The sequence below is a fragment of the Kitasatospora sp. NPDC088160 genome (assembly GCF_044741445.1).
In the GTDB taxonomy this organism is placed as follows: Bacteria; Actinomycetota; Actinomycetes; order Streptomycetales; family Streptomycetaceae; genus Kitasatospora.
Genome location: NZ_JBIUSS010000012.1, coordinates 165,945 through 192,713, shown reverse-complemented (window position 1 = coordinate 192,713; position 26,769 = coordinate 165,945). Strand labels below are relative to the sequence as shown.

General features: G+C 74.1%; 24 protein-coding genes. 18 read left to right on the top strand and 6 right to left on the bottom strand.

Translation table 11 applies throughout. The annotated features are described in order from the left end of the window. Window positions 1–73 precede the first annotated feature (73 nt). Genes ACIOGZ_RS20705 through ACIOGZ_RS20695 form a run of 3 tightly spaced genes read left to right on the top strand, consistent with a single transcriptional unit; the run spans window position 74 to window position 4,568 of the window. Window positions 74–718 (top strand): class F sortase, encoded by a 645-nt coding sequence (locus ACIOGZ_RS20705; protein ID WP_363587202.1) that lies wholly within the window; start codon window positions 74–76, stop codon window positions 716–718. Continuing rightward, entirely contained in the window at window positions 715–2,031 is a 1,317-nt protein-coding gene (locus tag ACIOGZ_RS20700; RefSeq protein ID WP_363628101.1) for an alpha/beta hydrolase-fold protein, read from the top strand. The genes ACIOGZ_RS20705 and ACIOGZ_RS20700 overlap by 4 nt, the downstream gene beginning before the upstream one ends. Further along, complete coding sequence (locus tag ACIOGZ_RS20695; RefSeq protein WP_400810313.1) at window positions 2,028–4,568, top strand: phosphatidylglycerol lysyltransferase domain-containing protein; 2,541 nt, start codon at window positions 2,028–2,030, stop codon at window positions 4,566–4,568. The genes ACIOGZ_RS20700 and ACIOGZ_RS20695 overlap by 4 nt, the downstream gene beginning before the upstream one ends. A gap of 74 nt (window positions 4,569–4,642) precedes the next feature. On the opposite strand, the gene ACIOGZ_RS20690 is transcribed toward ACIOGZ_RS20695, so the two are convergent. Next, a complete protein-coding gene (locus tag ACIOGZ_RS20690; protein ID WP_350881138.1) occupies window positions 4,643–5,083 on the bottom strand; it encodes an SsgA family sporulation/cell division regulator in 441 nt (146 codons plus the stop codon). A gap of 310 nt (window positions 5,084–5,393) precedes the next feature. Between ACIOGZ_RS20690 and ACIOGZ_RS20685 the strand changes: the two genes are divergently transcribed. The 3 genes from ACIOGZ_RS20685 to ACIOGZ_RS20675 all read left to right on the top strand — a co-directional run bounded on the left by ACIOGZ_RS20685 (window position 5,394) and on the right by ACIOGZ_RS20675 (window position 9,173). Beyond that, window positions 5,394–7,226 carry a DEAD/DEAH box helicase gene (locus ACIOGZ_RS20685; protein ID WP_363587210.1) on the top strand — a complete coding sequence of 611 codons (1,833 nt, stop codon included), beginning with the start codon at window positions 5,394–5,396 and terminating at the stop codon, window positions 7,224–7,226. A 454-nt stretch (window positions 7,227–7,680) separates the two neighbouring features. After that, window positions 7,681–8,331, top strand: coding sequence for a helix-turn-helix domain-containing protein (locus ACIOGZ_RS20680; protein WP_350881140.1), 651 nt, complete (start codon window positions 7,681–7,683; stop codon window positions 8,329–8,331). 35 nt (window positions 8,332–8,366) lie between these two features. Beyond that, on the top strand, window positions 8,367–9,173 hold the full coding sequence (locus tag ACIOGZ_RS20675; RefSeq protein ID WP_400986689.1) for a S16 family serine protease: 807 nt from the start codon (window positions 8,367–8,369) through the stop codon (window positions 9,171–9,173). A gap of 32 nt (window positions 9,174–9,205) precedes the next feature. On the opposite strand, the gene ACIOGZ_RS20670 is transcribed toward ACIOGZ_RS20675, so the two are convergent. After that, complete coding sequence (locus ACIOGZ_RS20670; RefSeq protein ID WP_350881144.1) at window positions 9,206–9,766, bottom strand: Lrp/AsnC family transcriptional regulator; 561 nt, start codon at window positions 9,764–9,766, stop codon at window positions 9,206–9,208. Window positions 9,767–9,969: 203 nt separating this feature from the next. Here ACIOGZ_RS20670 and ACIOGZ_RS20665 point away from each other — a divergent pair, with 203 nt between their 5' ends. Further along, on the top strand, window positions 9,970–10,500 hold the full coding sequence (locus ACIOGZ_RS20665) for a VOC family protein (RefSeq protein WP_400810311.1): 531 nt from the start codon (window positions 9,970–9,972) through the stop codon (window positions 10,498–10,500). Between the two features lie 7 nt (window positions 10,501–10,507). Here ACIOGZ_RS20665 and ACIOGZ_RS20660 read toward each other — a convergent pair whose 3' ends face one another. Continuing rightward, the gene (locus ACIOGZ_RS20660) at window positions 10,508–11,065 is read right to left on the bottom strand and encodes a hypothetical protein (RefSeq protein WP_400986687.1); all 558 of its coding nucleotides are present in this window, start codon (window positions 11,063–11,065) and stop codon (window positions 10,508–10,510) included. A gap of 133 nt (window positions 11,066–11,198) precedes the next feature. Between ACIOGZ_RS20660 and ACIOGZ_RS20655 the strand changes: the two genes are divergently transcribed. The 4 genes from ACIOGZ_RS20655 (at window position 11,199) to ACIOGZ_RS20640 (ending at window position 16,916) form a co-directional block, all read left to right on the top strand. After that, window positions 11,199–11,903: a response regulator transcription factor gene (locus tag ACIOGZ_RS20655; RefSeq protein ID WP_350881149.1), complete on the top strand. Its 705-nt coding sequence runs from the start codon at window positions 11,199–11,201 to the stop codon at window positions 11,901–11,903. A 17-nt stretch (window positions 11,904–11,920) separates the two neighbouring features. Then, on the top strand, window positions 11,921–13,336 hold the full coding sequence (locus tag ACIOGZ_RS20650) for a HAMP domain-containing sensor histidine kinase (RefSeq protein WP_363628196.1): 1,416 nt from the start codon (window positions 11,921–11,923) through the stop codon (window positions 13,334–13,336). Window positions 13,337–13,671: 335 nt separating this feature from the next. Then, entirely contained in the window at window positions 13,672–15,267 is a 1,596-nt protein-coding gene (locus tag ACIOGZ_RS20645) for a cellulose binding domain-containing protein (RefSeq protein WP_400986686.1), read from the top strand. Between the two features lie 248 nt (window positions 15,268–15,515). Then, window positions 15,516–16,916 (top strand): glycosyltransferase 87 family protein, encoded by a 1,401-nt coding sequence (locus ACIOGZ_RS20640; RefSeq protein WP_400986685.1) that lies wholly within the window; start codon window positions 15,516–15,518, stop codon window positions 16,914–16,916. A 107-nt stretch (window positions 16,917–17,023) separates the two neighbouring features. Here the strand turns inward: ACIOGZ_RS20640 and ACIOGZ_RS20635 are convergent, their stop codons facing one another. Beyond that, window positions 17,024–17,440 (bottom strand): SsgA family sporulation/cell division regulator, encoded by a 417-nt coding sequence (locus tag ACIOGZ_RS20635; RefSeq protein ID WP_063349195.1) that lies wholly within the window; start codon window positions 17,438–17,440, stop codon window positions 17,024–17,026. Window positions 17,441–17,886: 446 nt separating this feature from the next. Here ACIOGZ_RS20635 and ACIOGZ_RS20630 point away from each other — a divergent pair, with 446 nt between their 5' ends. Both ACIOGZ_RS20630 and ACIOGZ_RS20625 read left to right on the top strand, forming a co-directional pair. Then, a complete protein-coding gene (locus ACIOGZ_RS20630; protein ID WP_400986684.1) occupies window positions 17,887–19,527 on the top strand; it encodes an RDD family protein in 1,641 nt (546 codons plus the stop codon). Between the two features lie 128 nt (window positions 19,528–19,655). Further along, a complete protein-coding gene (locus ACIOGZ_RS20625) occupies window positions 19,656–20,426 on the top strand; it encodes an RDD family protein (protein WP_400986682.1) in 771 nt (256 codons plus the stop codon). Between the two features lie 42 nt (window positions 20,427–20,468). On the opposite strand, the gene ACIOGZ_RS20620 is transcribed toward ACIOGZ_RS20625, so the two are convergent. Further along, window positions 20,469–20,711: a hypothetical protein gene (locus ACIOGZ_RS20620; protein WP_363587192.1), complete on the bottom strand. Its 243-nt coding sequence runs from the start codon at window positions 20,709–20,711 to the stop codon at window positions 20,469–20,471. A 202-nt stretch (window positions 20,712–20,913) separates the two neighbouring features. Here ACIOGZ_RS20620 and ACIOGZ_RS20615 point away from each other — a divergent pair, with 202 nt between their 5' ends. The 5 genes from ACIOGZ_RS20615 to ACIOGZ_RS20595 all read left to right on the top strand — a co-directional run bounded on the left by ACIOGZ_RS20615 (window position 20,914) and on the right by ACIOGZ_RS20595 (window position 25,639). After that, window positions 20,914–21,660: an endonuclease V gene (locus ACIOGZ_RS20615; protein ID WP_363628108.1), complete on the top strand. Its 747-nt coding sequence runs from the start codon at window positions 20,914–20,916 to the stop codon at window positions 21,658–21,660. Window positions 21,661–21,757: 97 nt separating this feature from the next. After that, a complete protein-coding gene (locus ACIOGZ_RS20610; protein ID WP_400986681.1) occupies window positions 21,758–22,183 on the top strand; it encodes a hypothetical protein in 426 nt (141 codons plus the stop codon). Window positions 22,184–22,226: 43 nt separating this feature from the next. Beyond that, the gene (locus ACIOGZ_RS20605; protein ID WP_400986680.1) at window positions 22,227–23,666 is read left to right on the top strand and encodes a WXG100 family type VII secretion target; all 1,440 of its coding nucleotides are present in this window, start codon (window positions 22,227–22,229) and stop codon (window positions 23,664–23,666) included. A gap of 149 nt (window positions 23,667–23,815) precedes the next feature. Then, the gene (locus ACIOGZ_RS20600; protein ID WP_400986679.1) at window positions 23,816–24,985 is read left to right on the top strand and encodes a S8 family serine peptidase; all 1,170 of its coding nucleotides are present in this window, start codon (window positions 23,816–23,818) and stop codon (window positions 24,983–24,985) included. 123 nt (window positions 24,986–25,108) lie between these two features. After that, window positions 25,109–25,639, top strand: a complete 531-nt coding sequence (locus tag ACIOGZ_RS20595) for a DinB family protein (RefSeq protein ID WP_400986678.1) — start codon at window positions 25,109–25,111, stop codon at window positions 25,637–25,639. Between the two features lie 6 nt (window positions 25,640–25,645). Here ACIOGZ_RS20595 and ACIOGZ_RS20590 read toward each other — a convergent pair whose 3' ends face one another. Then, on the bottom strand, window positions 25,646–26,086 hold the full coding sequence (locus ACIOGZ_RS20590) for a hypothetical protein (RefSeq protein WP_063349204.1): 441 nt from the start codon (window positions 26,084–26,086) through the stop codon (window positions 25,646–25,648). Between the last annotated feature and the right edge of the window lie 683 nt (window positions 26,087–26,769).

Sequence of the window (26,769 nt, the reverse complement as noted above, 5' to 3'; positions counted from 1 at the left end):
AAGGTCCGATCCGATTGAATTGTTTCCCAGGAAACTCCCAGGATCGGGAATCCGTCGGTAGAGGGGAGCGCCCGTGGGCGTCCAGCAGAGCAGGAGCCCGTGGCCGGGCACCCTGGCGGCCGGTGCCGCGCTGGTGCTCGGTGCCTGGCTGCTGCACGACGGCGGGCAGGGCGCGCTGCCGCCCGCCCCCGGCAGCACGCAGACGCTGTCCGGCTTCGCCCCGGTCTCCGTCGTCCCGCCGCTGGGCCCCTCCGACCCCATCCGCATCCGCATCCCGGCCGTCCGGCTGGACGCCCCGGTCACCGCGCTCGGGCTCGACCCCGACGGCCACCTCCAGGCCCCGCCCGAGGCGGACCGCAACCTGGCGGGCTGGTACCGCGGCGGAGCCAGCCCCGGGCAGCGCGGCACCGCCATCCTGGCCGGGCACGTCGACAACAAGGCCGGCCCGGCCGTCTTCTACAACCTGGGGGCGCTCCGGCGCGGAGACCGGATCGAGATCGCCCGCGCGGACGGCGCCGTCGCCGTCTACCAGCTGTACGCCATCGAAGTGCACGACCGAAAGGACTTCCCGGACGACCGGGTCTACCGCCAGGCCGCCGACGCTCAGCTGCGGGTCATCACCTGCGGCGGCGCGTACAGCGCCGAGCACGGCTACGAGGGCAACGTCGTCGCCTACGGCTTCCTGGCCGACACCACCCGGCCGGGCAAAGCCGCATGACCACGCTGACCCTCGCCACCCGTTGGAACCCGATCGACTGGCCGCTCACCCACGGCCCGATCCCGTACGCCGTGCTCGCCGCGGGCTGGGGGTCGCTGGTCCTGCTCGCGTTCTCCCGCCACGAACGCTGGCGGGCCCCGCGCCTCTTCGGCGCCCTGATGCTGGCCGGAACGCTCACCGCCCTGGTGAAGCTCGGCGTCGACGGCTGGTGGCACCCCTTCCCGGAGGGCACACCGGACTTCGTCCTGCGCTGGATAGCCGTCGCGCTGTTCGCGATATCCCTGGTCTGCTTCCGCGCGCCGCTGCTCGCCGTCCGCCGCCGGCTGCTGGCGACCGGAGCCGCCGTCCTGGTGCTGCTGATGGCCGCCTCGCAGGTCAACCGGGGTTTCGACCAGTACCCGACCGCCCGGGCCATGCTGGTGCCCGGGGTCCAGGCGCTGACCACGGGCAAGGTGGCCAGCACCGTCGCCGCCACGCCCGGCAAGCCCGTCGAGGAGCTCTGGCACGCGCCGCCCGGCCTGCCCGCGAAGGGCACCCTCTCCACGGTGACCATCCCCGGCACCAAGTCCGGCTTCACGGCCCGCGACGGGTACGTCTACCTGCCGCCCGCCTACCAGGCCAACCCCCGGCCGCTGCTGCCCGTCGTGGTGCTGCTGCCCGGCCAGCCCGGCGCCCCGGTGGACTGGATCACCTCCGGGGCCATCCAGGAGACCCTGGACGCCTTCGCCGCCGACCACCAGGGCCTCGCCCCGATCGTGGTGGTCGCCGACCCCACCGGCAGCCCGTTCACCAACACGCTCTGCATGGACTCCCGGATCGCCAAGGCGCACACCTACCTGGCCACCGACGTCCCGGACTGGATCCACCACAACCTGCAGACCGCCACCGGCCGGGGCGCCTTCGCCATCGGCGGGCTCTCGCTCGGCGGCACCTGCTCGCTCCAGCTGGCCGTCAACGCGCCGGGGGTCTACGGCACCTTCCTGGACATCTCCGGCCAGGACGAGCCGACCCTGGGCGACCGCGGCGAGACCGTCGACAAGGCCTTCGGCGGCGACGAGGCCGCGTTCGACGCCGTCGACCCGGTGCACGTCATGGCCCGGCAGAAGTTCCCCGACACCGCAGGCATGTTCGTGGTCGGCGCCAACGACCCGGACTTCCGACCCATGCAGGAGAAGGCCTATGCGGCGGCACAGGCGGCCGGAATGAAGGTCGGCTACCAGACCATCCCCGGCTGGCACAGCTGGGTCGTGTTCCGCCAGGCCTTCGAACAGAACCTGGCCTGGCTCTCCCAGCAGACCGGGCTGATCCGGTGATCCGGCTCCCCGCGGCCCCCGCGCCGGCCAAGGAGCAGGAGTGGCCGTCGGACCGCGCGCCGGTCGCCGGGACGCCGGAGCCGCGCCCGCAGCGGGCCTGGCGGGCGACCCGGACGTTCGGCGTGTGGCTGCGCTCGGCGCCGCTCACCCTGGTGCTGCTGGCCGGGCTCTGGGCGCTCGGCGCGGCCACCGGCAGCCTGGCCCACGGGCCGTCCGAGCGGCTGCTCGACCGGGTCGGGGCCGGCGTGCCCACGCTCGCCGAGGGCCACTGGTGGACGCCGTTCACCTCGCTGTTCTGGTGCTCCGGCCTGGGCTCGTACGTGTTCACCAGCCTGCTGCTGGTCCTGGTCGGCCCGGCCGCCGAGCACCGGCTCGGGTGGCTGCGCACGCTCGCGGTGCTGGTCGGCGGGCAGCTGGCGGGCACCCTGCTCGGCACCGGGCTGATCGCGGTCGGCTCCCGGGTCGGCGAGCAGTGGACCGTCTCGGTGGCCGACCAGACCTCGGTCGGCCCCGGTGTCGGCCTGTTCGCGCTGGCCGGGGTGCTCGGCTACCGGCTCACCGTGCTCTGGCGCCGCCGGCTGCACCTGCTGGTGCTGCTCGCCCCGCTGGTCATGACGCTGTACGTGGGCCACCTGCAGAGCGTCCAGCGGTGCGCCGCCGCGTTCGTCGGGCTGGGCGCCGGCGCGCTGCTCGCCCGGGGCGGGCTGCACCTGCGCACCCACCGCTCCTCGCACTCCGAGACCCGGGTGCTGGTGGCGCTCTGCCTGGTCGCCGCCGCCCTCGGCCCGCTGATCGCCTCGCTGTACGACAACGCCAGCGGGCCGTTCAACACCTTCTCCGAGCTGTACTTCTCGCACCGGCTCAGCCCGGAGGAGGTGGCCGACTTCTGCGCGCTGTCGGCGCACGACTGCGCCCGCGCGCACGCCGTCGAGCGGATCTTCGACACCCCGGGCCGGCTGATGGCCGCGCTGTTCCCGGCGCTGCTGCTGGTCCTGGCCGAGGGGCTGCGCCGGGGGCTGCGGCTCGCCTGGCGGATCACCGTCGCCACCGAGCTGCTCTGGGCGGCGCTGCTGGGCTGGCTGTACCTCGACTCCGGCCCGGTCAGCGGCGACGTGGTCCAGTACTTCGTCGAGGCGCTGCTGCTGCCGCTGCTCACCCTCGGCCTGCTGCTGGCCACCCGGCAGCGCTTCCGGCTGCGGCTGGCCGGCCGGGCGGTGCTGCGGCTGGGCGCGCTGCTCGGCGGCGCCGCCCTGGCGGCCTCGGCCGCGTACGTGGGGCTCGGGCGCCTCGCGGCCGACCAGTTCGAGCCGGGGGCGAACATCCGCCGGCTACTGCACGGGCTGCCCGCGCAGTTCCTGCCGCCCGCCTACAACGACCTGCTGCCGGACTACCCGATCGCGGTCGGCCCGGTGGCGCTGTTCCTGGAGACGTACTGCGGGCTGGCCTTCTGGGTGGTCGCGCTGACCGCGCTGCTGCTGGCCTTCCGCCGGCCGGTGCTGCACACCGACGCGGAGGCGGCCGCCCGGGCCAGGGCGCTGCTCACCGCGTACGGCGGCGGGACGCTGTCCTTCATCACCACCTGGGACGGCAACCACTACTGGTTCGACGAGGAGGGCCGGGCGGCCGTCGCCTACCGGGTGCACAACACGGTGGCGCTGACCACCGGCGACCCGTTCGGCGCGCCGGAGGCCCGGGCCCGGGCGGTGGCCGGGTTCGCCCGGTTCTGCGACCAGCGCGGCTGGACCCCGTGCTTCTACAGCGTCTCCCCGCAGACCCGGGAGGCCGCCGCGCAGCTCGGCTGGCGCTCGGTGCAGGTCGCCGAGGACACCGTGGTGGCGCTGCCCGAGCTGGCCTTCACCGGCCGCAAGTGGCAGGACATCCGGACCGCGCTGAACAAGGCCGGCAAGCAGGGCATCACCGCCGAGTGGTGGTCCCACCACGAGGCGCCGCGCGCGCTGCGGGACCAGATCCGGGCGATCTCCGAGGAGTGGGTCTCCGAGAAGGGCCTGCCCGAGATGGGCTTCACGCTCGGCGGACTGGAGGAGCTGGACGACCCGGACGTGCGGGTGCTGATCGCGGTGGACGAGCAGCGTGTCGTGCACGGCCTGACCAGCTGGATGCCGGTGTACGAGAACGGCGTGCCGGTCGGCTGGACGCTGGACTTCATGCGCCGGCGCTCGGACGGCTTCCGCGGCGTCAACGAGTTCCTGATCGCCTCGGCCGCGCTGGGCTTCAAGGAGGAGGGCGCGCGCTTCCTGTCGCTGTCCGGCGCGCCGCTGGCCCGCTCCGGGCAGGACGAGGAGCCCTCCGGCCTGCAGCGGATGCTGGACTGGATGGGACGGGTGCTGGAGCCGGTGTACGGCTTCCGCTCGCTGCTCGCGTTCAAGGCGAAGTTCCAGCCGGAGTACCGGCCGATGTACATGGCCTACCCCGACCCCGCCGCGCTGCCGAGCATCACCAGGGCGATCGGCAAGGCGTACCTGCCGCACCTGACGCCGGCGCAGGGCGTCCGGCTGATGCGCAGGCTGTCGGGCTGAGGCGCCCTGGGCCCCGGACCCGGGTGACGGCCGGAAGCGCGCTGACGCCCCCGGACGCCGGCCCCGCGCGCCGCTCAGCCGAGCAGCTCGGCGAGCGCGCGGTCGGCGTCCAGGTGCAGGTGCTCCTCGCCCTCGGGGACGAGCAGCCGGCTGCGCCACAGGAAGCGGCGCAGGTCGGTGGTGTCGAACTGGAGCAGCGCGGTGCCCTCCGGCGCCCGCAGCTCGACCATGGTGCGCCGGCCGACCGCGGGCCGGACGTGGACGTCGCCGACGCCGGCCGGCAGCTCCAGGCCGGCCGAGAGCAGCTGGCGGGCGAAGACCCAGACGATGTCGTCGGCGCCGTCCGAGCCCGCGCCGCCGTCCGCCGGTTCGTCCAGCGAGAACTCGGCGGGGAAGGCCATCCGGACGGCGAGCGGGTCCTCCGGCAGGTAGCTCAGGAGCACCCGCAGCCGGACGGAGCGGTGGAGCGAGAGGATCAGACGGGCCTGGACGGTCTCTTCGGCGGCGGTGTGCACGGCGAGTCCCTTCGGGTCGGTGTGAGGCCGGTCGACAAGGGGGAGGGTTGGGGCGGCCTCACCCTGGTGAGAGTCCCGGGACCGGCCGTGATTACTCGGTTTCGGAATCGATCGGATGTGATCCGGGTCACGTCGATTTCCGGCCGCCCGGGCCCGGCGCGGAGCCTCGCCTGGCCGCCCCGACGGCGCCGGGCCGGTACGCTGGGCGGGTTGTCCGATCGCCGCCCTTCCGCGGGGCGGGGCTGAGAAACCGCCCCTGACCTGCGATGATCCCCCCTCGGAGACCGTGAGTACTGCCGCCGCCTCCTCGATGCCGCTGTTCTCCGACGTGCCGGAGCCGCAGGCGCCCGCCCGGGGCGCCGGACCCGCCGCGTCCGCCGCCTCGCACCACCTCTCGCCGGCCTTCCCCGGCCGCGCCCCCTGGGGCACCGCGGGCAAGCTGCGGGCCTGGCAGCAGGGCGCGCTGGACAGGTACATCGAGACGCAGCCGCGCGACTTCCTCGCGGTCGCCACCCCGGGCGCCGGTAAGACCACCTTCGCGCTCACCCTGGCCTCGTACCTGCTGCACAACCACCTGGTGCAGCAGGTGACCGTCATCGCGCCGACCGAGCACCTGAAGAAGCAGTGGGCCGAGGCCGCCGCGCGGATAGGCATCCGGCTCGACCCGGCCTACTCCTCCGGCCCGCTCTCCCGGGACTACCACGGCATCGTGGTCACCTACGCGGGCGTCGGGGTCAACCCGATGCTGCACCGCAACCGGACCGAGGCGCGCAAGACCCTCGTGATCATGGACGAGATCCACCACGCCGGCGACTCCAAGTCCTGGGGCGAGGCCTGCTTCGAGGCCTTCGAGCCGGCCACCCGCCGGCTGGCGCTGACCGGGACGCCGTTCCGCTCCGACACCAACCCGATCCCGTTCGTCCAGTACGAGGCCGGCGGCGACGGCATCCGCAAGTCCGTCGCCGACTACACCTACGGCTACGGGCACGCGCTCGCCGACCACGTCGTCCGCCCGGTGATCTTCCTCAGCTACAGCGGCAACATGCGCTGGCGCACCAAGTCCGGTGACGAGCTGGAGGCCCGGCTCGGCGAGCCGATGACCAAGGACCTGATCGCCCAGGCCTGGCGCACCGCGCTGGCCCCGCAGGGCGAGTGGATCCCGTCCGTGCTGCAGGCTGCCGACCGGCGGCTGTCCGAGGTCCGCAAGGCGATCCCGGACGCCGGCGGGCTGGTCATCGCCACCGACCAGAACACCGCGCGCGCCTACGCCAAGATCCTGCGCGAGATCTCCGGCGAGAAGGCCACCGTGGTGCTCTCCGACGAGACCGAGGCCTCCCAGCGGATCTCCGACTACGCGGCCGGGGACTCGCGCTGGATGGTCGCGGTCCGGATGGTGTCCGAAGGCGTCGACGTGCCCCGGCTGTGCGTCGGGGTGTACGCCACCTCGATCTCCACCCCGCTGTTCTTCGCCCAGGCCGTCGGCCGCTTCGTGCGAGCCCGCAAGCGCGGCGAGACCGCCTCGGTGTTCCTGCCCACCATCCCGACGCTGCTCGGCTTCGCCAACGAGATGGAGGTCCAGCGCGACCACGTGCTGGACCGGCCGAAGAAGGAGGGCGAGGGCCTCTTCGACGAGGAGGACCGGCTGCTCGCCGAGGCCGAGCGGGCCAACGACGGGCCGGACGGCGCGGGCGGCGACGAGTTCTCCTACGAGGCGATCGGCTCCGACGCGGTCTTCGACCGGGTGCTGTACAACTCCATGGAGTTCGGCATGCAGGCCCACCCGGGGAGCGAGGAGGAGGACGACTACCTCGGCATCCCGGGCCTGCTGGAGCCGGACCAGGTGCAGATGCTGCTGCAGAAGCGCCAGCACCGGCAGATCCAGCGCAGCAAGGGCAAGCCCGCCGAGGAGGCCGACCTGCTGGAGCTGCCGGCCGAGCAGCGGCCGGTCGTCACCCACCAGGAACTCCGGGAGCTGCGCAAGGAGCTGAACGCGCTGGTGGCCGCCTGGCACCACCGCACCGACCAGCCGCACGGCACCGTCCACAACGAGCTGCGCCGCCAGTGCGGCGGCCCGCTGACCGCGCAGGCCACGGCCAACCAGCTGAAGGCGCGGATCGCCAAGATCCGCGAGTGGGCGAAGTAGCCGCGGCGGGCAGGCGGGCAGGCGGGCCGGGCAGGCGGGTTCGGGAACGGGCTCGGAAACGGGCTTGGAGTCAGCCGCGGAATCAGGCGCGGGAACGGCACGGCGCGCGGCCGCGGGCCGGCCGCTCCGTTCCCGCGTGTCCGGACTCCGGAGCGCGGCCGGACCCGCGCGCCGGCGGGCCCGGAGAAATGCGGGCATTTGTCCCGGTTCCGTCGCGCTGTTGAAGTCGATCACGCCCGAATTTTGGACAACCACTTCCGTCGCGACATTTCCTTCACTACCTTTCCCCCACGCTCTTCCACCGGGCAACCCCCACAGGACGGGCGCCGCAGGACCGCACGCACGTCAAGGACGACACCGCGAGCGGTCCGAGCGCGGCCACCCCACCTGCGCGCGACACCGAACCCGGTCCGGCGCCGCCTGCCCCGCGAGCGCCGCGGAAAGGATGCCCGTCGTGACTGCCGAGACCTCCCAGACCCTGGACCGTGGAGTCCGGGTCCTCAAACTCCTCGCCGACTCCGAGCGCGGGCTCACCGTCACCGAGCTGGCCGCCCGACTGGCCGTCAACCGCACCGTCGTCTACCGGCTGCTGGCCACCCTGGAACAGCACGGCCTGGTCCGCCGGGACATCGGCGGCCGCGCCCGGGTCGGCCTGGGCGTCCTGCGCCTGGCCCACCGGGTGCACCCGCTGCTGCGCGAGGCCGCGCTGCCGGCCCTGCGCAGCCTGGCCGAGGACCTCGGCGCCACCGCCCACCTCACCCTGGTGGACGGCAACGAGGCGCTGGCCGTCGCCGTGGTCGAGCCGAGCTGGACCGACTTCCACGTCGCCTACCGCACCGGGCTGCGCCACCCGCTCGGCGAGAGCGCGGCCGGCCGGGCCATCCTGGAGGCGCGCACCTTCCCCAGCCAGCGCCGGCCGGAGCAGGGTTTCGTCATCACCCGTGCGGAGGAGCAGTCCGGGGCCTGCGGCGCGGCCGCCGCGCTGATCGGACTGAGCGGCATCGAGGGCAGCGTCGGCGTGGTGATGCTGAACGGGCTGGTCCCCGAGCGGGTCGGCCCCCGGGTGGTGGAGGCGGCGACCGAGGTGGCCGACGCGCTGCGGTAGGCCGGCACGGGCCCCGGTGTGTTTGGATTCCCCTTGTGTCCGACACCAAGCTGCCCAAGGCCCTCACCTCCCCGCGGACCCGCGCGCTCACGCTCTGCGGGGTGCTGGTCGCCGCGCTGTTCGGCGTGGCCGCCTTCGTCCCGCTGCCGTACACGCTGACCTGGCCGGGCCTGACCGCGGACACCCTCGGCACGTACAAGGACAAGCCGGTCCTCACCGTGACCGGGGCGCCGCTGCGCACCACCGAGGGCGAGCTGCGGATGGTCACCATCTCGGCCACCAACCCGGGGGAGAAGACCACCTTCTGGCGCGCGCTCCAGGCCTGGTTCGACCAGGACGAGGCGGTGCGCCCGACCGACACGGTCTACCCGCCGGGCAACCCGGCCAAGGCCGAGGAGCAGACCGCCCAGCAGATGGCCGAGTCGCAGAACAGCGCCACCGCCGCCGCGCTCGGCTACCTCCACCTCTCGCCGGACCAGGTCAAGGTGAAGGTCGACCTGGGTGACGTCGGCGGCCCGAGCGCCGGGCAGATGCTGGCGCTGGGCATCATCGACAAGCTCGCCGGCGACGGCAAGGGCGGCGACCTCACCGGCGGGCTCACGATCGCGGGCACCGGCACCATCGACGACCAGGGCGTCGTCGGCGCGGTCGGCGGCGTCCCGCTCAAGACCCAGGCGGCCGCCCGGGACGGCGCGACGGTGTTCCTGCTGCCCAAGGACGAGTGCACGGACGCCAAGGTCAACACGCCCAAGACGCTGCGCCTGGTACCGGTCGGCACGCTCGGCGAGGCGGTCTCGGTGCTGGAGGCGCTGAAGAGCGGCGGCGGCGTCCCCAGCTGCTGACGGGGGCGGAGGCCTCTGCCGTCGCGCGGGCCCTACTCGGCAGCGGCCTGGTCCACCAGCGGCAGGATGCGGTACGGCACCGGGTTCTCCAGCGCGATCGCGGTCGCCGAGCGGACGATCCCGTCGAAGCCCACCACCCGGTCGATCACCCGTTGCAGATCGGCGTTGGAGCGGGCCACGATCCGCACCATCATGTCCCCGGCCCCGGTGATGGTGTGCAGTTCCAGCACCTCCGGCACGTTCGCCAGGTGCGTCCGGACGTCGGCGCCCTGGCCCTGGGAGATCTCCAGGGTGGCGAAGGCCGTCACCGGGTAGCCGAGCGCCGCCGGGTCGACCTCCGGGCCGAAGCCGCCGATCACCCCCTTGGCCTGCAACCGGTCCAGCCGGGCCTGCACGGTGCCCCGGGCGACCTGGAGCCGGCGCGAGCACTCCAGCACCCCGATCCGGGGCTCCTCGGCGAGCAGCCGGATCAGCCGGCCGTCCAGCGCGTCGATCGAGTCGTTCCCGCCGCCCGTCCCGGGGGCGGCCGAAGCGCCCGGCGGGGCGGGGGAGTTGGGCGAGCCGGGGGAGCTCGGGGACTGGGCGGGGGGCATCGCGGCTCCGTCCTCCGGTGGGCATTCTGTACAGCGGCGCCGCCGATTCTCCCGCCCCGACGCACAGCTTGACCAGGAGGAAACGGAACAGTTGCGCGCCGGTCGGCTCGGCGCCACCCTCCAGCCACAACGCCGTGCGCCGGGCCCCACACCGGCGCACGGTCGCACCCGCCGTGGTCCGCACGCCTACCGGGAGGGCCGTCATGACCGACACCGCCGCCGAACCCGTCCTGCTCGCCGCAGGACCCGGACAGTCCGACCCCCTCCCGATGGGCCGCGCCGACGCGGTGGTCTTCGCGGTCGGCGATGCCGAGCGGGCCGCCCGCCGCTACACCGCCGCGCTCGGACTGCGCTGTACCGCGTACGCCGGGCCGGAGACCGGGGAGCCGGAGACGGTCTCGTACGTGCTGGACGCGCCCGGGACCAGGATCGTGCTCACCTCGCTGGTCCAGGTGATCGGCCCGCGCGGCCGGGAGCTGGCCGCGCACCTGGCCCGGCACGGGGACGGGGTGCTGGACCTCGCGGTGAGCGTGCCGGACGTCTTCTACGCCTACGACTACGCGGTGGACCGGGGCGCCCTGTCGCTGGCCGAGCCGTACGAGGCGCGGGACCGCTTCGGCACGGCGGTGCTCGCGACGATCGGTGTGCCGGGCGGGACCAGGCACACCCTGGTCGACCGGTCCGGCTACGCCGGGCCGTACCTGCCGGGGTACCTGCCGTTCGAGACCTGGTGAGGGGGGCTCAGCGGATGACCGTCTCGACCACCGGCGGGTGGCCGTTCCAGTAGACGAAGACCGAGTTGGCCTGCTCGCCCTTGGTGAAGTCCACCCGCATCCACTGGTCGCCGTTCCACACCTGCATCTGCCAGCCCGGGTCGGGGGTGGCGGAGACCAGGGAGGCCTTGTCGGGCCGGATGTCCAGGGCGACCTTGCCGCCCGGCACCGGGTAGCTCTTCACGGAGGACACCGCCGTGGTGGTGGCGGGAGCGGGGCGGCGGGTGGCCGGCGAAGAGGCGGCGGCGAGGGTGGTGGCGGGGGCCGGCCCGCGCGTCGTCGTGGCGGCGGTCGGGGAGGCCGGTGGTGGGGTCGGGGTCCCGGTCTGGGTGGCCGACCGCGCCTGGTCGGGGGTGACGGTCGCGGTGTGCGGCGTGCCGTCGGCCCTCGGCGAGGGCAGCGGCAGGGCCGTGGGCTGCTCGAACGCGGCACCGGTCAGCACCGCGTGCACGCCGAGCCAGGACAGCGCCACCGCCGCCCCGGTGGCCGCCGCCCAGGCGCCGAGCTGTACCAGTCCGTTCCGCATCGTCCGCTCATCCTGCCGTATTCCGGGCCTGCGCAGCCGGGCAGCCCCGTTATTAGTCAGGGGAGTTGCACAATGTCCGGAGGCCACCCCGAGGTACAGACCACTGCCCGTCGATGGCGTACCGTGCAGGGCCATGGCAACAGTGCTCGTGGTCGAGGACGACCCCTTCGTACGCTCCGCCCTCATCCGGCACCTGACCGACACCGGTCATGCGGTCCGCAGCGTGGGCACGGCACTTGAGGCGCTGCGGGAGGTCGCCCAGGTCGGCTGTGACCTGGTGATCCTCGACCTGGGACTGCCGGACCTGGACGGCAGCGAGGCACTCAAGATGATCCGGGGCCTGACCAATGTGCCGGTGATCATCTCGACCGCCCGCGACGACGAGGCCGAGATCGTCCGGCTGCTCAACGACGGCGCCGACGACTATCTGGTGAAACCTTTCTCCGGGGAACACCTCAGCGCCCGGATGGCCGCCGTGCTGCGCCGGCTCGGCGGCGGCGCCGCCCCCGTCGCCCAGGTGCTGCGGGTCGGCGGCCTCGCCATCGACCTCCAGCGCCGCGAGGCCTCGCTGGACGGGCGGCTGCTCGACCTGACCCGCCGTGAGTTCGACCTGCTGGCCTTCCTGGCCGGACGCCCCGGCGTGGTGGTGCCGCGCAAGGAGATCCTGGCCGAGGTCTGGCAGCAGACCTACGGCGGCGACCAGACCATCGACGTCCACCTGTCCTGGCTGCGCCGCAAGCTCGGTGAGACCGCCTCCAGCCCCCGCTACCTGCACACCGTCCGGGGAGTCGGGGTCCGGCTGGAGGCCGCCGGGGGACTGGCGGAGCACCGGACATGAGGAGGTTCGGGCGCTCGCTGCGCTGGGCCCTGATCAAGGCCGCCGTCGCCGGGACCACCATGGTCGCGCTGGCCTTCCTCATCCCGCTCGGCCTGATGGTCCAGCAGACCGCCCGGGACCACGCCTTCACCGCCGCCGAGCGGCAGGCCGCCGCGCTCGGCCCGGCCCTCGCCATCACCACCGACCAGATCGCCATCGACCGAGCCCTGGCCAGCACCGACGCCGGCGGGCAGGGCAGGATGGCGGTCCACCTGCCCGCCCCGGCCGCCCCGGACGCGCTCCCCGGCCCCGGCGGCCCCGGCGGGCCCACCATCGGCGAGGCCCGGGCCGCCGCCGGCGACGTGTCCACCGCCGGAGGCCAGGGCCGCTCCTTCACCGTCGAGGTGCCCGGCGGCTACGCGCTGCTCCAGCCGGTCGCGGTGGACACCGGACGCACCGCCGTGGTCGAGGTGTTCGTCGCCGACGGCGACCTCACCCGGGGCGTCTCCACCGCCTGGCTGGTGCTCTCGGGCGTCGCGCTCGGCCTGGTCGCCATCTCGGTCCTGGTCGCCGACCGGATGGGCGGCCGGATCGTGGCCTCCGCCCGGCGGCTCGCCGGCGCCGCCCGCTCGCTCGGCGCCGGCAACCTCGCCGTACGGGTCCCGGTGGACGGCAAGCAGGCCGCCGGCAGCCCCGAGGAACTGCGCGAGGCCGCCCACGCGTTCAACACCATGGCCGACCGGGTGGTCCAACTCCTCGCCGCCGAACGGGAACTGGCCGCCGACCTGTCCCACCGGCTGCGCACCCCGCTGACCGTGCTGCGGCTCAACGCCGCCTCGCTCGGCGAGGGCGACGCCGCCGACGCCACCCGGCACGCGGTCTCCCAACTGGAGCGCGAGGTCGACCAGATCATCCGCTCGGCCCGCCGCGACCCCGAGGACGTGCCCGCCGTCGCGGTCGGCTGCGACGTCGCCGAGGTGGTCCGCGAACGGGTCGGCTTCTGGTCCGCGCTGGCCGAGGACGAGGGCCGCTGCTGGCAACTGGCCGGCGCCGACCGGGCGACGCCCGTCCCGGTCCAGCGCGCCGACCTGGCCGCCACCGTCGACGCGCTGCTCGGCAACGTCTTCCGGCACACCGCCGTCGGCACCGCCTTCTCGGTGGACGTGCTCGCCACCGAGACCTCGGTGATCGTCCTGGTCGGCGACGCCGGCCCCGGCTTCAGCGACCCGGCCGCCGCCCTCAAGCGCGGCGAGGGCCACGGCGGCGAGGGCTCCACCGGCCTCGGCCTCGACATCGTCCGCAAACTCGCCGAGTCCACCGGCGGCGACCTGGCGCTCGGCCGCTCCGCCGTGCTCGGCGGCGCCGAGGTCCGGCTGCGGCTGCGGACCCGCCCGGACGGCACCCCCGCGCGGGCGGGGCGGCGGCGCGGCCGGGGCGCGCTGTTCCAGAAGTGACCGCTTCCTCGGCTGTTGCCTCGGCCGCTTCCTCGATCGCTCCCTCAGCCACTTCCTCGACCGCTTCCTCGATCGCTCCCTCGACCTCGGCCGAGGCCCGGGGAACCGTGGTGGCCGGTCTTCGTGCGCGCCTGACGCCCTGTCGGCTTCGGGATCTTCCTTAAGCGCGGCCTAAGGGAGTTCTTCCCCTCGCTCAGCCCGCCGGTTCGGCCCCCCGGCCGCCGCTAGCGTCGGTCGCGCCGGTCACCCGACCGAGCCGGGCCGGCCGCCCGGACGTCCGCACGCACCCGCGCCCGGACCGCGGCCGACCGACGGCACCCCGGAGGTAACGCGCCATGACCACCCAGCCCAACCGCCGCCCAGGCCGCCGCAGGCGCAGCCGCAAGGGCGCGATCGTCGGGGCCTCGGCGGTCGCCGCCGCCCTGGTCGCGGGCGGTGTCGTCGTCCTCGCCTCCTCGGCCAGCGCCGCCTCGCTCGGCGCCGTCTACAGCCGGACCAGCAGCTGGGACTCCGGCTACACCGGCCAGTACCTGGTCACCAACCCGGACAGCGGCCCGATCGAGGACTGGACGCTCAGCTTCGACCTCCCGGCCGGGGCGAAGATCGACTCGCTCTGGAACGCCACCTTCACCGCCGCCGGCCAGCACGTCACCGTCAAGCCGGAGGCGTGGAGCAAGCGGCTGGAGCCGGGCAAGAGCGTGGTGGTCGGCTTCGTCGCCCAGGGCGCCGGCGCCGCGCAGGCCGAACCCGGCAACTGCCTGATCGACAACACCTCCTGCAAGGCCGGTGACGGCACCGCGCCCACCCCCTCGGGCCGCCCCACCACCACCGCGCCGACCAGTCCGGTGTCGACCGCTCCCAAGCCGACCGGGACCGGCACCCCCACCGTGGCCCCCTCCCCCACGGGGACCGCGAGTGCCACCCCCTCGGCGAAGCCGACCACCCCGGCGCCGACCCCCACCCCGACCGCCACCCCCACGGCGACCGGTGTGCCCGTACCCCCGGCCGGCGCCGGGGCCGGCTTCGCCCCGTACGTCGACACCTCGCTCTACCCGCCGTACGACCTGGTCGCCACCGCCAAGGCCACCGGGGTCAAGAACTACACCCTCGCCTTCGTGGTGTCCGGCGGCGGCTGCCAGCCCAAGTGGGGCGGCGTCAGCGACCTGTCCGCCGACGCGGTGGCCGCCCAGATCGGCGCCCTGCGGGCGATCGGCGGCGACGTCCGGGTCTCCTTCGGCGGCGCCAACGGCAGCGAGCTGGCCCTCGCCTGCGGCTCCACCGCGGACCTGGCCGCCGTCTACCAGAAGGCCGTCGACGCCTACGGCCTGACCAGGCTCGACTTCGACGTCGAGGGCGGCGCGATCGCCAACACCGCCGCCAACACCCGCCGCGCCCAGGCCATCGCCCAGCTGCAGAAGAACGCCGCCGCCAAGGGCAAGGCGCTCGACGTCTCCTTCACACTGCCCGCGCTGCCCTCCGGCCTGACCCAGGAGGGCGTCAACCTGGTCGCCGACGCCAAGAACAACGGCGTCGCGATCGGCGCGGTCAACATCATGGCCATGGACTTCGGCGACGGCGTCGCCCCGAACCCGCAGGGCCAGATGGGCAAGTACGCGATCGCCGCGGCCACCGCCACCCAGGCCCAGGTCAAGAGCGTGCTCGGACTGGACGACGCGGCCGCCTGGCGCAAGGTCGCCGTCACCCCGATGATCGGCGTCAACGACGTCGCCAGCGAGGTCTTCACCGTCGCCGACGCCAAGCAGCTCGCCGACTTCGCGACGTCCAGGCACCTCGCGTGGCTGGCCGTGTGGTCCGGCACCCGAGACAAGGCCTGCGACGGCGGGGCCAAGGCCTACGCCGATGCCAGCTGCAGCAGCGTCGTCCAGCAGCCGCTGGACTTCACCCGGGCCCTCGGCGCCTACACGGGCTGAGGCACGGGGCCGCTGAGGCACGGGGCCGCTGAGCCCCTGAGGCACTGAGGCCCTGAGCCCCTGGGGCCGCTGAGGCCGCTGAGGCCCTGAGCCTCCCCCCGGTGGCCTCGGCCGTCCGTGCTCCGCCCGCAACGGAGTACGGCCGGTCGGGGCCCATTCGTCACCCTGCGTGACTGCCTGTGCCCAGGCCCGGTCGGCCCGCATCCGGTATCGTCGGCGATTGGTCGAGCGGTGGACGGAGTGGACTGGTGACAGCGGTGCAAGACGAGCGCAGCCCGGTGCGGACCGCACCCGACCCCGCGCCCGCCCCCCTGTCGGACCGGCTGCGGACCGTGCTCGGCGCCCCCGTCCGCGCGCTGCGCGAGGCCCCCCGTCGACCGCTGCTGGCCGCCTCGGCCCTGGCGCTCCTCTCCCTGGTCGTGTACGCGGTGGTCCGCCACTTCGTCAACACCTCGATGGTCGACATGATCGTCTACCGGGCCGAGGGTGCCGCCGTGGCCAACGGCACCGACCTGTACGCACTGCGCGTCACCGAGTGGAACCTGCCCGCGACCTACCCTCCGTTCGCGGCCATGCTGTTCGTGCCCACCACCTGGTTCCCGGTCCCGTTCCTCCGGGTGGCGATCACTCTCGGCAACCTCGGGCTGCTCGCCCTGTTGACCCACCTGTCCTTCAAGCTGGTCGGCTGGCCGCGCCGCGAACTGCGGCCGATCGGCGTCATCCTGGTGACCGGCCTCGGCGTCTGGCTCGAACCCGTCTTCACCACGCTCCGGTACGGCCAGATCAACCTCGCGCTCGCCTGCCTGATCCTCTGGGACCTCACCCGTTCGGACGCCCGCCGCAGCAAGGGCATGGCGATCGGCATCGCCGCCGGCCTCAAGCTCACCCCTGGCCTGTTCGCCGTCTACCTGCTGATCACCGGCCGGGTCCGGTCCGCCTTCGTGGCCGGCCTCACCTTCCTCGGCACCTTCCTGATCGGCGCCGTCGTCCTGCCCGACGCCACCTGGGGCTTCTGGACCAAGTACCTCTACGACTCCTCCCGGGTCGGCAAGACCGAGATCGTCGACAACCAGTCGCTGCGCGGCGCCCTCGCCCGGCTGCTGCACACCGCCGACCCCGGCACCCTCGCCACCCTCGCGGCCGGCCTGGTCGCGGTGGCCGGCCTCGCCGTCGCCGCCTGGGCCCACCGCAGCGCCCGCTGGCTGCCCCGGGCCGAGGCCTGGGGCGTCTGCTGCGCCGCCGTCACCGCCGTGCTGATCTCACCGATCAGCTGGACCCACCACTGGGTCTGGTGCGTGCCGGTGCTCGTCCTGCTCGCCACCGAGGCCTCCGTCGAGCACGCCCGTCCGGTCGGCGTCCGCCGGTTGCGCTGGCGGGCCGCCTTCTGGGCGACACTGCTCGCGTTCCTCTCCTTCGCGATGTGGGCCGCCAAGCCGCTCGGGCCGGCCGTCCTCCACATGGCGCCGCTGCGCCAGCTGCCGACCTCGGTCTACCCGTGGGTCGGGCTCTGCTTCCTGCTCGCCGCCGCCATCCGGATAAGGGCCAGGCGACGCTCCGCCGGGGCACCGCTGGTCCGGCTGCCCGGACAGCGCGACGGCGGTGGCCCGGATGCCACCCGCGGCCGTCAGCAGGCCCCCGCGGCCCGCTGAGCCGGCGGGGGCGCGGCTCCCGTCGCGTCGCGAGGTCCCGGCAGGGTGCGTGCTGTGGCCGGCCGGTGCGTTCGCGGTCGTGCGCGTGCTGGTGGTCGTGCGCGTGCTCACGCAAGCAGGTCCGCGAGCGAGCCGTCCATGTCCAGCGCGGCCATCTCGCTGCCCGGCGGGACCAGCCGGTGGGCCCGCTCCAGCCAGGCCGCGACGACCGGCAGCGGTGCCTCCAGCAGGGCGTCGCCGGCCGGGGAGCTCAGCGCCAGGCAGAGCACGCTGCGCCGGCCCGAGCGGGTCGGCCAGATCCGCACGTCGCCCTGGCCGCACGGCCGGAAGGTGCCCTCGACCAGCAGCTCGCGGGCGAACACCCAGGTCACCGGGGAGCCGGTGTCCAGGTGGAAGGTGATGTGCACCGCGTACGGGTCGTGGCTGCCGTAGGACAGCCGGGCCGGGACGGGGACGCTGTGCTCGGGGGAGAGCACCAGGTTCAGCTCCAGTTCGTGCTCGACCACGCTGGTGGGGCGCTCCATGATCGTTTTCCTCTCGGCCTTGGGTTCCTGCCCGGTTCCGGGCCCGGTGACCTTTGAGAGGGCGGTCCACGCCGGCTCTTACACACGTTTCCGGGATTTCTTCGGGAAGTTCGACGAGGGGTGTGGTGAGGCGACGGGTGGTGAGGCGCGGGGTGGTGAGGCGACGGGTGGTGAGACGCGGGGTGGTGACCGGTGGGGACCGCGGCGCGCGGACGCCCGCCGCGCGCCGGGACGGTTCGGCCGCCCTTACCCCGGAGGGCCCTCCGCTGTCCGGTGATTGACCAACTTTCCGTCGACACCTCGACGAGGCACTACCCTTTGTTACTGTCCGGCGACTGTCCGCCTACCGGCGGTGCCCCCCACCCACGCGCGCCGGACGGCTCGCGGGTGCGCCGGGCGGGCGTGCCGTGTCGGCCCCGCCAGGACCCGCCAGGAGAGAAGACCCCATGACGGACCGCCCCTTCGCCGGCGCCGGCGACTCGGCCGTCGGACCCGAGCCGGGTTACTACCCCGACCCCTCCATCCCCGGCTTCGTCCGGTACTGGGGCGGCTCGGCCTGGGTGCCGGGCACCAGCCGGCTCGCACCCGCCGAGGGCGAGGTGCTGGATCCGCCCCGGTTCGCGTCCCGGCGGCCCGCCGCCGGCGCGGCGGGGACGGCGCGGGCGGTGCCGCCACCGGCGGTGCCGGAGGCGGCCGTTCCGGAGGCGGCGTCCCCGGAGCCGTCCTGGGGCGGGACCGCGCACGGCGGGGGTGGGGGCGGGGACACCGGGCCGGTGTACTTCGACCAGACCGCGGGCGGGGCGAAGTTCGTCCTCGGGTCGCGGGTGGCGGAGGTGATCGGCGGGCCGGTGTTCCGGACGGTCGGGGAGCCGGAGGCGTCCGAGAACCCTGAGGTGTCCGGGATGGCTGGGGTGCCCGGGATGGCTGGGGCGTCCGGGCCGGAGATGGCGGCAGTCGAGGTGCCGGTCTTCGGCGAGGCGGTCCTGGGCGAAGCGGTCCTGGGCGAGCCGGTGGTCGAGGTTTCGGCGGTCGGGGGTGCGGCAGGCCAGGGCGATGTGGAGGAGCTCGGCTGGCAGGTCGTTCCGCAGGCGCAGCGGGGGCTGATGGAGACGGGTGGCGAGCCGCACCGGGTCTCCTGGGGGGTGCTTTCGGGGGCGCCCGACGGGGAGGAGGGGCGCGTGAGGGAGGTCCGCGCTTCGGTTGCTGTTCCGGCCGGGGCTTCGGCCGGAAGGCCGGCCGCCGCTTCGGTCGGGGTGGAGGTGGCCGCCGCCTCCGGAGCGCCCGCGACCGTCCCGGCGGCGGTGGCGGTGCGGGAGGCGCCGTCGCCCGTTGCGTCACCCGTCGCGGCGTCCGTTCCGGCGGCTGTGCGCGGGGCCGGGCGTGCCGTCGAGTCCGCGTCCGAGTCCGCGTCCGAGCCCGCCGTACCAGCCCCGGCCCCGGCCGCCGCCGGAGCGGTTCCGGTCCGGGCTCAGGGCCGACCCCCCGCGCCTGCCGCGCCCGCCGGGTCGCTGCCGGTCGTGCGCCCGGCCCGGGAGGCCGTCGCGCGGCGCCGACCCGCCCCGGCCGCGCCTGCCCCCACCGTGCCCGCCTCCGTGACGCCCGCCGGACTCGGACGTCGGCTGGCCGCGCGCGCCGTGGACACCGTCGTACTCCTCGTGGTCGCCGTCGCCGCCGGAATCCCGCTCGGCCGCTCGGCGTCCGAGCACCTCCAGCAGAAGCTCGATCAGGCCAGGATGGCCAGTTCCCTCACCCGGCGCCAGGTCCAGGTCTGGCTGGTGGACGACGTGGTGCTGGGGAAGGTCGCGGTCCTGCTCGGCATCCTGCTCTTCGTCAGCCTGCTCTACGAGGTGCTGCCGACCGCCCGTACCGGCCAGACCTTCGGCAAACGGCTGGCCCGGATCCGGGTGGCGGACGCCGCCGCCCCCGGCGCCCGGGCCAGGTTGAGCCTCGGCCGCTCGCTGCTCCGGTGGGCAGTGAGGCAGCTCGGCCTGCTGCTGCTCGTCGGCCTGGTCTGGCCCGTGTTCGACCGCCCGGCCCGGCGCGGCTGGCAGGACCGGGCCGCCCGCACCCGGGTGGTCCGCGACTGAGGCCTCCCGGCGTGGCGGTCGGCTCCCGGCGCGGAGGCATCATCCGGAGCGGAGGCGTCGTCCGGCCCTGGCGGCAAAACGGACATAATGTCCCAAACGGCGAGAATGTGTGATGTTCTACTCGACGGATGAGCACTCACGACCCCTCAGGCTCCCAGCCGGAGGGGGGCGGCCAGCCCTCCTTCGACAAGCAGTCCCCGCAGCCGGGCGGCGGCACGCCGGAAGACCGGCCGTCGGACCCGAACCCGCCGCCCGCCCCGCCGCCCGCCGACGGCCCGTCCGACGGCACCTCCGACACCCCGTCCGACGGCCCCGGCGCGTACGGCGGCACCTACGGCGGCCCGACCGGCGGCCAGAGCCCGCCCGGTGGCAGCCCCTACGGCCAGAACCCCTACGACCAGCCCCCGCCCGGCTACGGAACCCCCGGCTACGGAACCCCCGGCTACGGAACCCCCGGCGCCGGGCCCGTCCCCGGCATGCCGCCGATCGGCAGCTGGCCCAGGCGCATCCTCGCCCGCCTGATCGACTACCTCCTCGTCCAGGCCGTCGCCGTGATCGTGGTGGCCCCCTTCGCCGACTTCGGCAACCGCTCCGGCGAGGTCGGCGCGTTCTGGCTCGGCTGCGGCATCTACCTCCTCTACGAGGGCCTGATGCTCGGCCGGGACGGCCAGACCCTCGGCAAGAAGGCGATGCACGTCCGCGTCGCCATGCTGATCGACGGCAACAAGCCCACCCAGGGCGCCGCCTGGACCCGCGCGGCCGTCTACATCCTCCCGGCCGTGATCTGCTGCGCCGCCTTCTGGTGGATCATCGACGGGATGTTCGGCGTCTTCGACAAGCCCTACCGGCAGTGCATCCACGACAAGGCCGCGAAGACCGTGGTGGTCACCACCGACTGACCGGCCGAGCGGGCTGCGACGCCCGGCGGCGGACTGGCGTTGCTAGCGCTGCCGGGCGTACTCGTGTCCGGCCGGGGCCGGGGAGGCCGCTCCCGCCCTCGCCGCCGACCGGCCGGACACGGCGAGCGACAACACCGTCACCACGGTGCCGAGCGCCAGGGCGAACCCCTCCAGCACCGCGACCTCCAGGACGCCCGAGGCGCCCGAAACGGCCAGCAGCGCCACAGTGGCGGCGACGACGGTGAACGAGCCGAGGCAGTACTGGGCAGCGGACGGACGAGGCATGGCGGGGGGTCCTTCGCACGTCGGGGGGAACGAGCGGGAATGGCGCCGGTCCCAGAAGTACTGCCCGGCAAGGGAGTTCGGTAAGTCCAGGCTAACCCGCCGGACCGGGAGCACGGGGGGCGCACAGGCTCACCCCGGGGTCGTCCGCCCCTCGGTACGGTGAACCCGACCGCGCCCGCCCCACCCACCCGGGGGAACACCCGTGCCCATCCCCGCCGACTGGCCCACCACCGAAGCCCAGGCACTCGCCGAACAGGAACGCCTGCGCCCCCTCGTCCAGACCCACGACTCCGACGACCCCGACGGTTCCGGCTCAGGTTCCGGTTCCGGCTCCGGCGGTGGCGGGGTCGGGCGGCTCATCGCCGGCGTCGACGTCGCCTACGACGACGAACACGACCTCGTCGCCGCCGCAGCCGTCCTCCTCGACCACGACACCCTCGCCGTCGTCGAACAGTCCACCGCCGTCGGCCGCATCCCCTTCCCCTACACCCCCGGACTGCTCGCCTTCCGCGAACTCCCCGCCGTCCTCGACGCCCTCGCCGCCCTCACCCGCACCCCCGACACCGTCGTCTGCGACGGCTACGGCCTCGCCCACCCCCGCCGCCTCGGCCTCGCCAGCCACCTCGGCGTCCTCACCGGCCTGCGCACCCTCGGCGTCGCCAAAACCCCCTTCACCTTCCACCACCACGACCCCGACACCCCCCGCGGCTCCACCACCCCGCTCACCGACCCCGCCACCGGCGAAGAAGTCGGGCGCGCCCTCCGCACCCGGCCCGGCGTCAAACCCGTCTACGTCTCCGTCGGCCACCGCATCAGCCTCGACACCGCCGTCCGCACCACCCTCCAACTCGCCCCCCACTACCGGCTCCCCGAAACCACCCGGCACGCCGACTCCCTCTGCCGCCGCGCCCTCGCCGACGCCCTCCACGCGAGGACGCCTGCGAACTGACCAGGTACCAGGCGGAATTCGGGCCCCGTGTGTTAGACATGAGACACCGGGGCCCAACCCCGGCAGCGACCCACGGACGCACGGGGGAGGCGCCGAAATGGCAACAGGAACCGGTACGACCGGAGGCGCCGGCCGGGGCTACCGCGTCGAGGTCGAACAACTCCGCGCCTTCGCCGCCCAAGTCCGGCTCCTCCTCGCCGAATTCCAGCGCCACGCCGACGGCACCGGCACCCACGGGCGCAGCGGCATCGGCAAGACCGCCTTCGGCACCTTCGCCGAAGCCACCGAGATCCACAACCGCTACAACACCATGCGCGACGGCCTGCGCGACGTCCTCAACCAACTCCAACAAGCCGTCGACGAAGCCCAGAAGAACGCCGAACTCACCGCCACCACCTACGAAGAACACGACCAGCACACCGCGAAGAAACTCAAACTCGGCGACGACGGCTGGTCCGTCGCCAACCCCTCCGCCAGCAGCAAGGCCGCCTACGAGCACACCGTCGCCCCACCCGCCCCCTGACCCCCGGCCACCACCGGCCGAGCCCGAACGGAGGCGACCCCCCATGGCCTACACCGACTTCACCGCCTACAGCCACGCCCAACTCCGCACCATGGCCCAGGCCCTCAACCCCGGCGAAGTCATGGCCGCCGGCGACCCCTGGCGCCACGCCGCAGACACCCTCAAGGCCATCCGCGCCACCCTCACCCGCGCCAGCACCGAAGCCGCCGTCACCTGGGAAGGCGCCACCAGCGACGCCTTCCACACCCGCATGCTCCACCTCGCCGACAGCATCAACAACGCCGCCTCCTACGCCAACGACGCGGCCAACACCCTCCACAACATGTCCGAGGCCATCGCCAAGGCCAAGCGCGACATGCCCGAGGAACCCAGCACCTGGGAAAAGGTCAAGGACACCGTCGGCGACGGCGTCTCCTCCGTCTTCGGTGGCGACGACGAACACATCCCCGTCGCCGACCGCCGAAAAGCCGAAGCCGCCACCGTCATGCAAACCCTCGCCATGCACTACCGCATCGCCACCCCCACCCTGAAGCCGCCACCCCCACCGGGAACCCCGTCGAAGCCCGGAGCTCGCGACGACTTCGCCGACAAGACCGGTGCCGACCAAGGCGGGGCGGCTGCGGTGGGCGGCCTCATGGCCGGCATGGGGGTTGGCAACATGGGCTCGCTCGGAGGCCTCTTCACTCCATCGGAGACGGAGCCCTCGAAGCCTCGGGGTCGCAGGCCGAGCGGCGCCGGTGCGGCCCCGGAGTCGCCGGGTGCCTCGGGAAAGACCTTGGTGGTCTCGGAGCCCGGGATCAAGGGCGGGGTGGCCACGGTCAAGCCGGGGCCGGTCAACTTCGGCGCGGGCACGACGGTGGACGGTGCGGGCATCGCGCCGCCGACGGCGGCCGGGAGGCCGGCGTCGACCGGGGTGACGGGCACGCCGGCCTCCCCGGGGCCGGGCACCCAGACCGCTGCCGGCCCAGGAGGGTTCGGGCCGGGCGGTGGCGCAACGACGCCGGGTCTGTTCGACGGGGTGAGGGAGAAGCCGGCGGTCGTCGAGCGAGAGCTGGGGGGCCGCGGCAACCTACCGGCCGGACCCGGTGCAGGCCGCGGCGGCCAGGTCCCCGAGGGCGTCCACGGCGGCGGCCAGGGTGACGGGGGCAGAGGTGGTTCGGTGGCCGGTCGGGTCGGGGGCGGGGTGGTGGGTGTCGGCGAACGACCGGGAGCCGTACCGGGTGGCCGGGCGCCCGCCGGGGAGGGCGCCTCCGGCGGCAGGCGGGCCTTCACCGAGGGTGGGTCCGGTCTCGGGCTGCGCAATCGCCCGCGGCCGGAGTCTGCGGGCGTCCCCACGTCGTCCCAGGTGTCGGCAGTTCCGTACGGGGGCGCCCAGGGGCGGGCCAAGGACAAGGAGGGCGGCCGCAAACGGCCGGACTACCTGGTCGAGGACGAGCAGACCTGGGCATCGGAAGGGCCCGTCAATCCGAACGTGGTGAAATGACTCCTGGTCCGCAGACGACCGGGTGATTCGATCGGGGCCCTCGCGGTTCGTGGACCACGGGGGCGTCGCTGTGCTGAGTGGGGTGACCGGGCTTGAGGGACGGGCGACTTGGGCGCGGACTGGCCGTGCTGGCGGCAGGAAGTCTGGTTGTGGCGATCGGGGCGGGTCGGGCCGGCGCGGACAGTGTCCGCGACGAGCAGTGGGTGCTCGGCGACTACCGGGCCGAAACGGCGTTGTGGCCGGTGTCGCAGGGCGGAGGTATCACGGTGGCTGTCATCGACAGCGGTGTGATGACGAGCCATCAGGATCTGACCGGACAGGTGGTGCCCGGGGCCGACTTCTCCGGTGACAGCGGAGACGGCACGGTTGACAAGGATGGCCACGGCACCGGGATGGCGAGTCTCATCGCCGGTCACGGCCATGGCGACGGAGCCGGCATCATGGGCCTGGCGCCGAAGGCGAAGATCCTCCCGGTCCGCGTGAGTTGGGACTCCACTGACGCCGTGGCGCAGGCCGGTCTCGTCCGGGCGATCCGGTTCGCCGTTGACCACGGTGCCAAGGTGGTCAACATGTCCATCGGCGGTTACGCCGGGGCGGACCAGGAGACCAGGGCGGCAGTCAAGTACGCCGTCGACCACGACGTGGTCATGGTTGCCGCGACGGGAAACAGTGGGAACCAGGCCACCCATGTCGAGTACCCGGCGGCCTTCCCCGGAGTGGTGGCGGTCGGCGCGGTGGACCGGCAGGGGCGACTGTGGGAGAAGTCGAGCTACGGACCGGAGACCACACTGGTCGCCCCCGGGGCAGAGATCTACCGGGCCAGTGCGAAGACCTCTGCCGGCTACGGCGTGGGCAACGGCACCTCGGATGCCACCGCCTACGTCTCCGCCACCGCCGCGTTGATCCGGGCGAAGTATCCGGAGCTTTCGGCGGGGCAGGTGATCAACCGGATGATCAGGACTGCCACGCCGCCGCAGGACGGGTCGGCGGTGCCGGGGAGCAGGTACGGCTTCGGGGTGCTGGCGCCGGCGAAGGCGTTGGAGGCCGATCCGGGGGTGGACGGCGGGTCTCGGGAGAATCCGTTGGTGGGGCGGGCGGAGTCGCGGGGGGCTGCGGGGGACGGGGTGACGGAGCCGCCGGGGGGCGAGGCCGTGGTGCCTGCGGCTGGGGCCGGTGGGGCCGGTGGGGCCGGCGGGGGCGGCTGGTTCGGGGTCGGGGTTGCGGTGGGGGTGGCGTTGTGGGGGGTGCTGGTCGGCGGGGTGGTGGCGGTCGTGGTGTGGGTGGTGCGGGTGCGGCGGCGCAGGGGTGCGGGTGGCTGAGGGCTGCGGGCGGGGTGGCAGCATTTTGGTGGCGGTTGGCGTCCTTGCCGCTGGTGGGGCGGGTGGTGGGGTGGCCATGCTGGGGTCATGAGTGCTTCTGAGCGTGGCGTGGATCCGGTGGGTGTGGTCGTGCCGGACGGCAAGGACTGGACGTGGGTGTTGGAACGTCCGTGTCCGGATTGTGGGCTGGACGTTCCGGCGGTGGTGCGGGAGGACGTCGCGGGGATGGTCCGGGCCAATGCGGAGGCCTGGGTGGCGTTGTTGGCCGGGGCCGAGGAGGGTTTGCGTCGGCGGCCGCGGCCGGGGGTGTGGTCGGGGCTGGAGTACGCGTGCCATGTCCGGGACGTGTTCCGGCTGTTCCGGGTCCGGTTGGACCTGATGCTGGCCGAGGGCGACCCGCTGTTCCCGAACTGGGACCAGGACGAGACGGCGGTCGCCGAGCGGTACGGGGAGCAGGTGCCGGCGGTGGTGGCCGGGGAACTGGCGGCGGCCGCGGAGGCGCTGGCGGCGGCGTTCGGGCGGGTGGCGGGCGAGCAGTGGGGGCGGACCGGGGGCCGTAGTGACGGGGCACGGTTCACGGTGGAGTCGTTCGCCCGTTATCTGATCCACGACCCGGTGCATCACTTGTTCGACGTGACGGGTGAGCGGGTCTGAGGGGGCTCACCAGCCGGAGGCCTCCCACAGCATGGTGCGCCGGAGCCGGCCGGCGACGCTGGCGGTGTCGGTGCCGATGACGTCGGCGATCTCGGGGGCGGCGAGGCCGACGACGTAGTGCAGGATCGCCAGGTCGTCGTCGGCGGGGTGGCGGTCCGGTGCGGCGGGCACGTGCCGGGTGTGGTCGGCGACGGTGCTGCGCAGGATCTGCCAGGCGTTCGCGGTGGGGTTGGAGCTGCCCAGCAACTCGCGCCATTGGACGGCGATTTCGGCGAACGCCTGTTGGACGGCGGTGGCCGCGCTGCTGTGCTCGGTCAGCCACACCCGGGCGTAGCTGAGGTACCGGGGGCGGTGGAGTTCGCAGAAGGCGGCGAACTCCAGTGGTACGTCCTCCGGTTCACCGGGCCTTGGGGGCGGCTCGGCGGAACTCGCGTGACGGTTGGTCATCTCGGCTTCTCGGAAAGGGAGATGGGTGGCTGACGGTCGATCATCTGCGCTCACTCTACGATATGCCCTCGGTGCGCTGGGTTACCAATCGGATTGAATGCCCGGAACCCGCCGCCGCTCGGCCGGTTCCGGTGTCGACCGGTGGGGCGTGGTGGTGCGGCGGTGGTGGGGCGGCCGGGCGGGGGATCGGTGGGGGAGGGTGGCGCAGTGGTGCGGGGGGTGTAGTTGCGAGCGCGTCGCGGCTGGTCAGGGGGTGCAGAAGGGCCGTGGTTGCAGGACGGTTGATGTGCCACCGTAGGGCTTATGGAGGCTGGCGTCCACGCCCACGGCGCGAAGCTGCGGCCGCACAACCGTCCGCGCAACCACACCTTCGGTCGCGCCCGTTCCGGCGTGGCGTGACGGGCCGGGTGGACTCCGACGTGCATGTCTCCACCGGGGGCGCGCAGCCCGGGTGCGGGCGGTGGGTACGGACGGTGGATGCGCGCGGTGGATGCGAGGTGGCCGCGCTGCGCGCCGAGGCGGGCGTGGCGGCAGGGGTGGTGGGTGGGCGGTGCGCTCGCCGCGGCGGCGGCGCACCGGGTGGCCGAGGGGGCGGAGCAGGCGCTGATCCGGACGGTCCCGCGCCTGCTGGCCGCCACCGTGCACGTCGGCCACGCCTCGGCGGCCTGGGGCCGTCCGGCCCG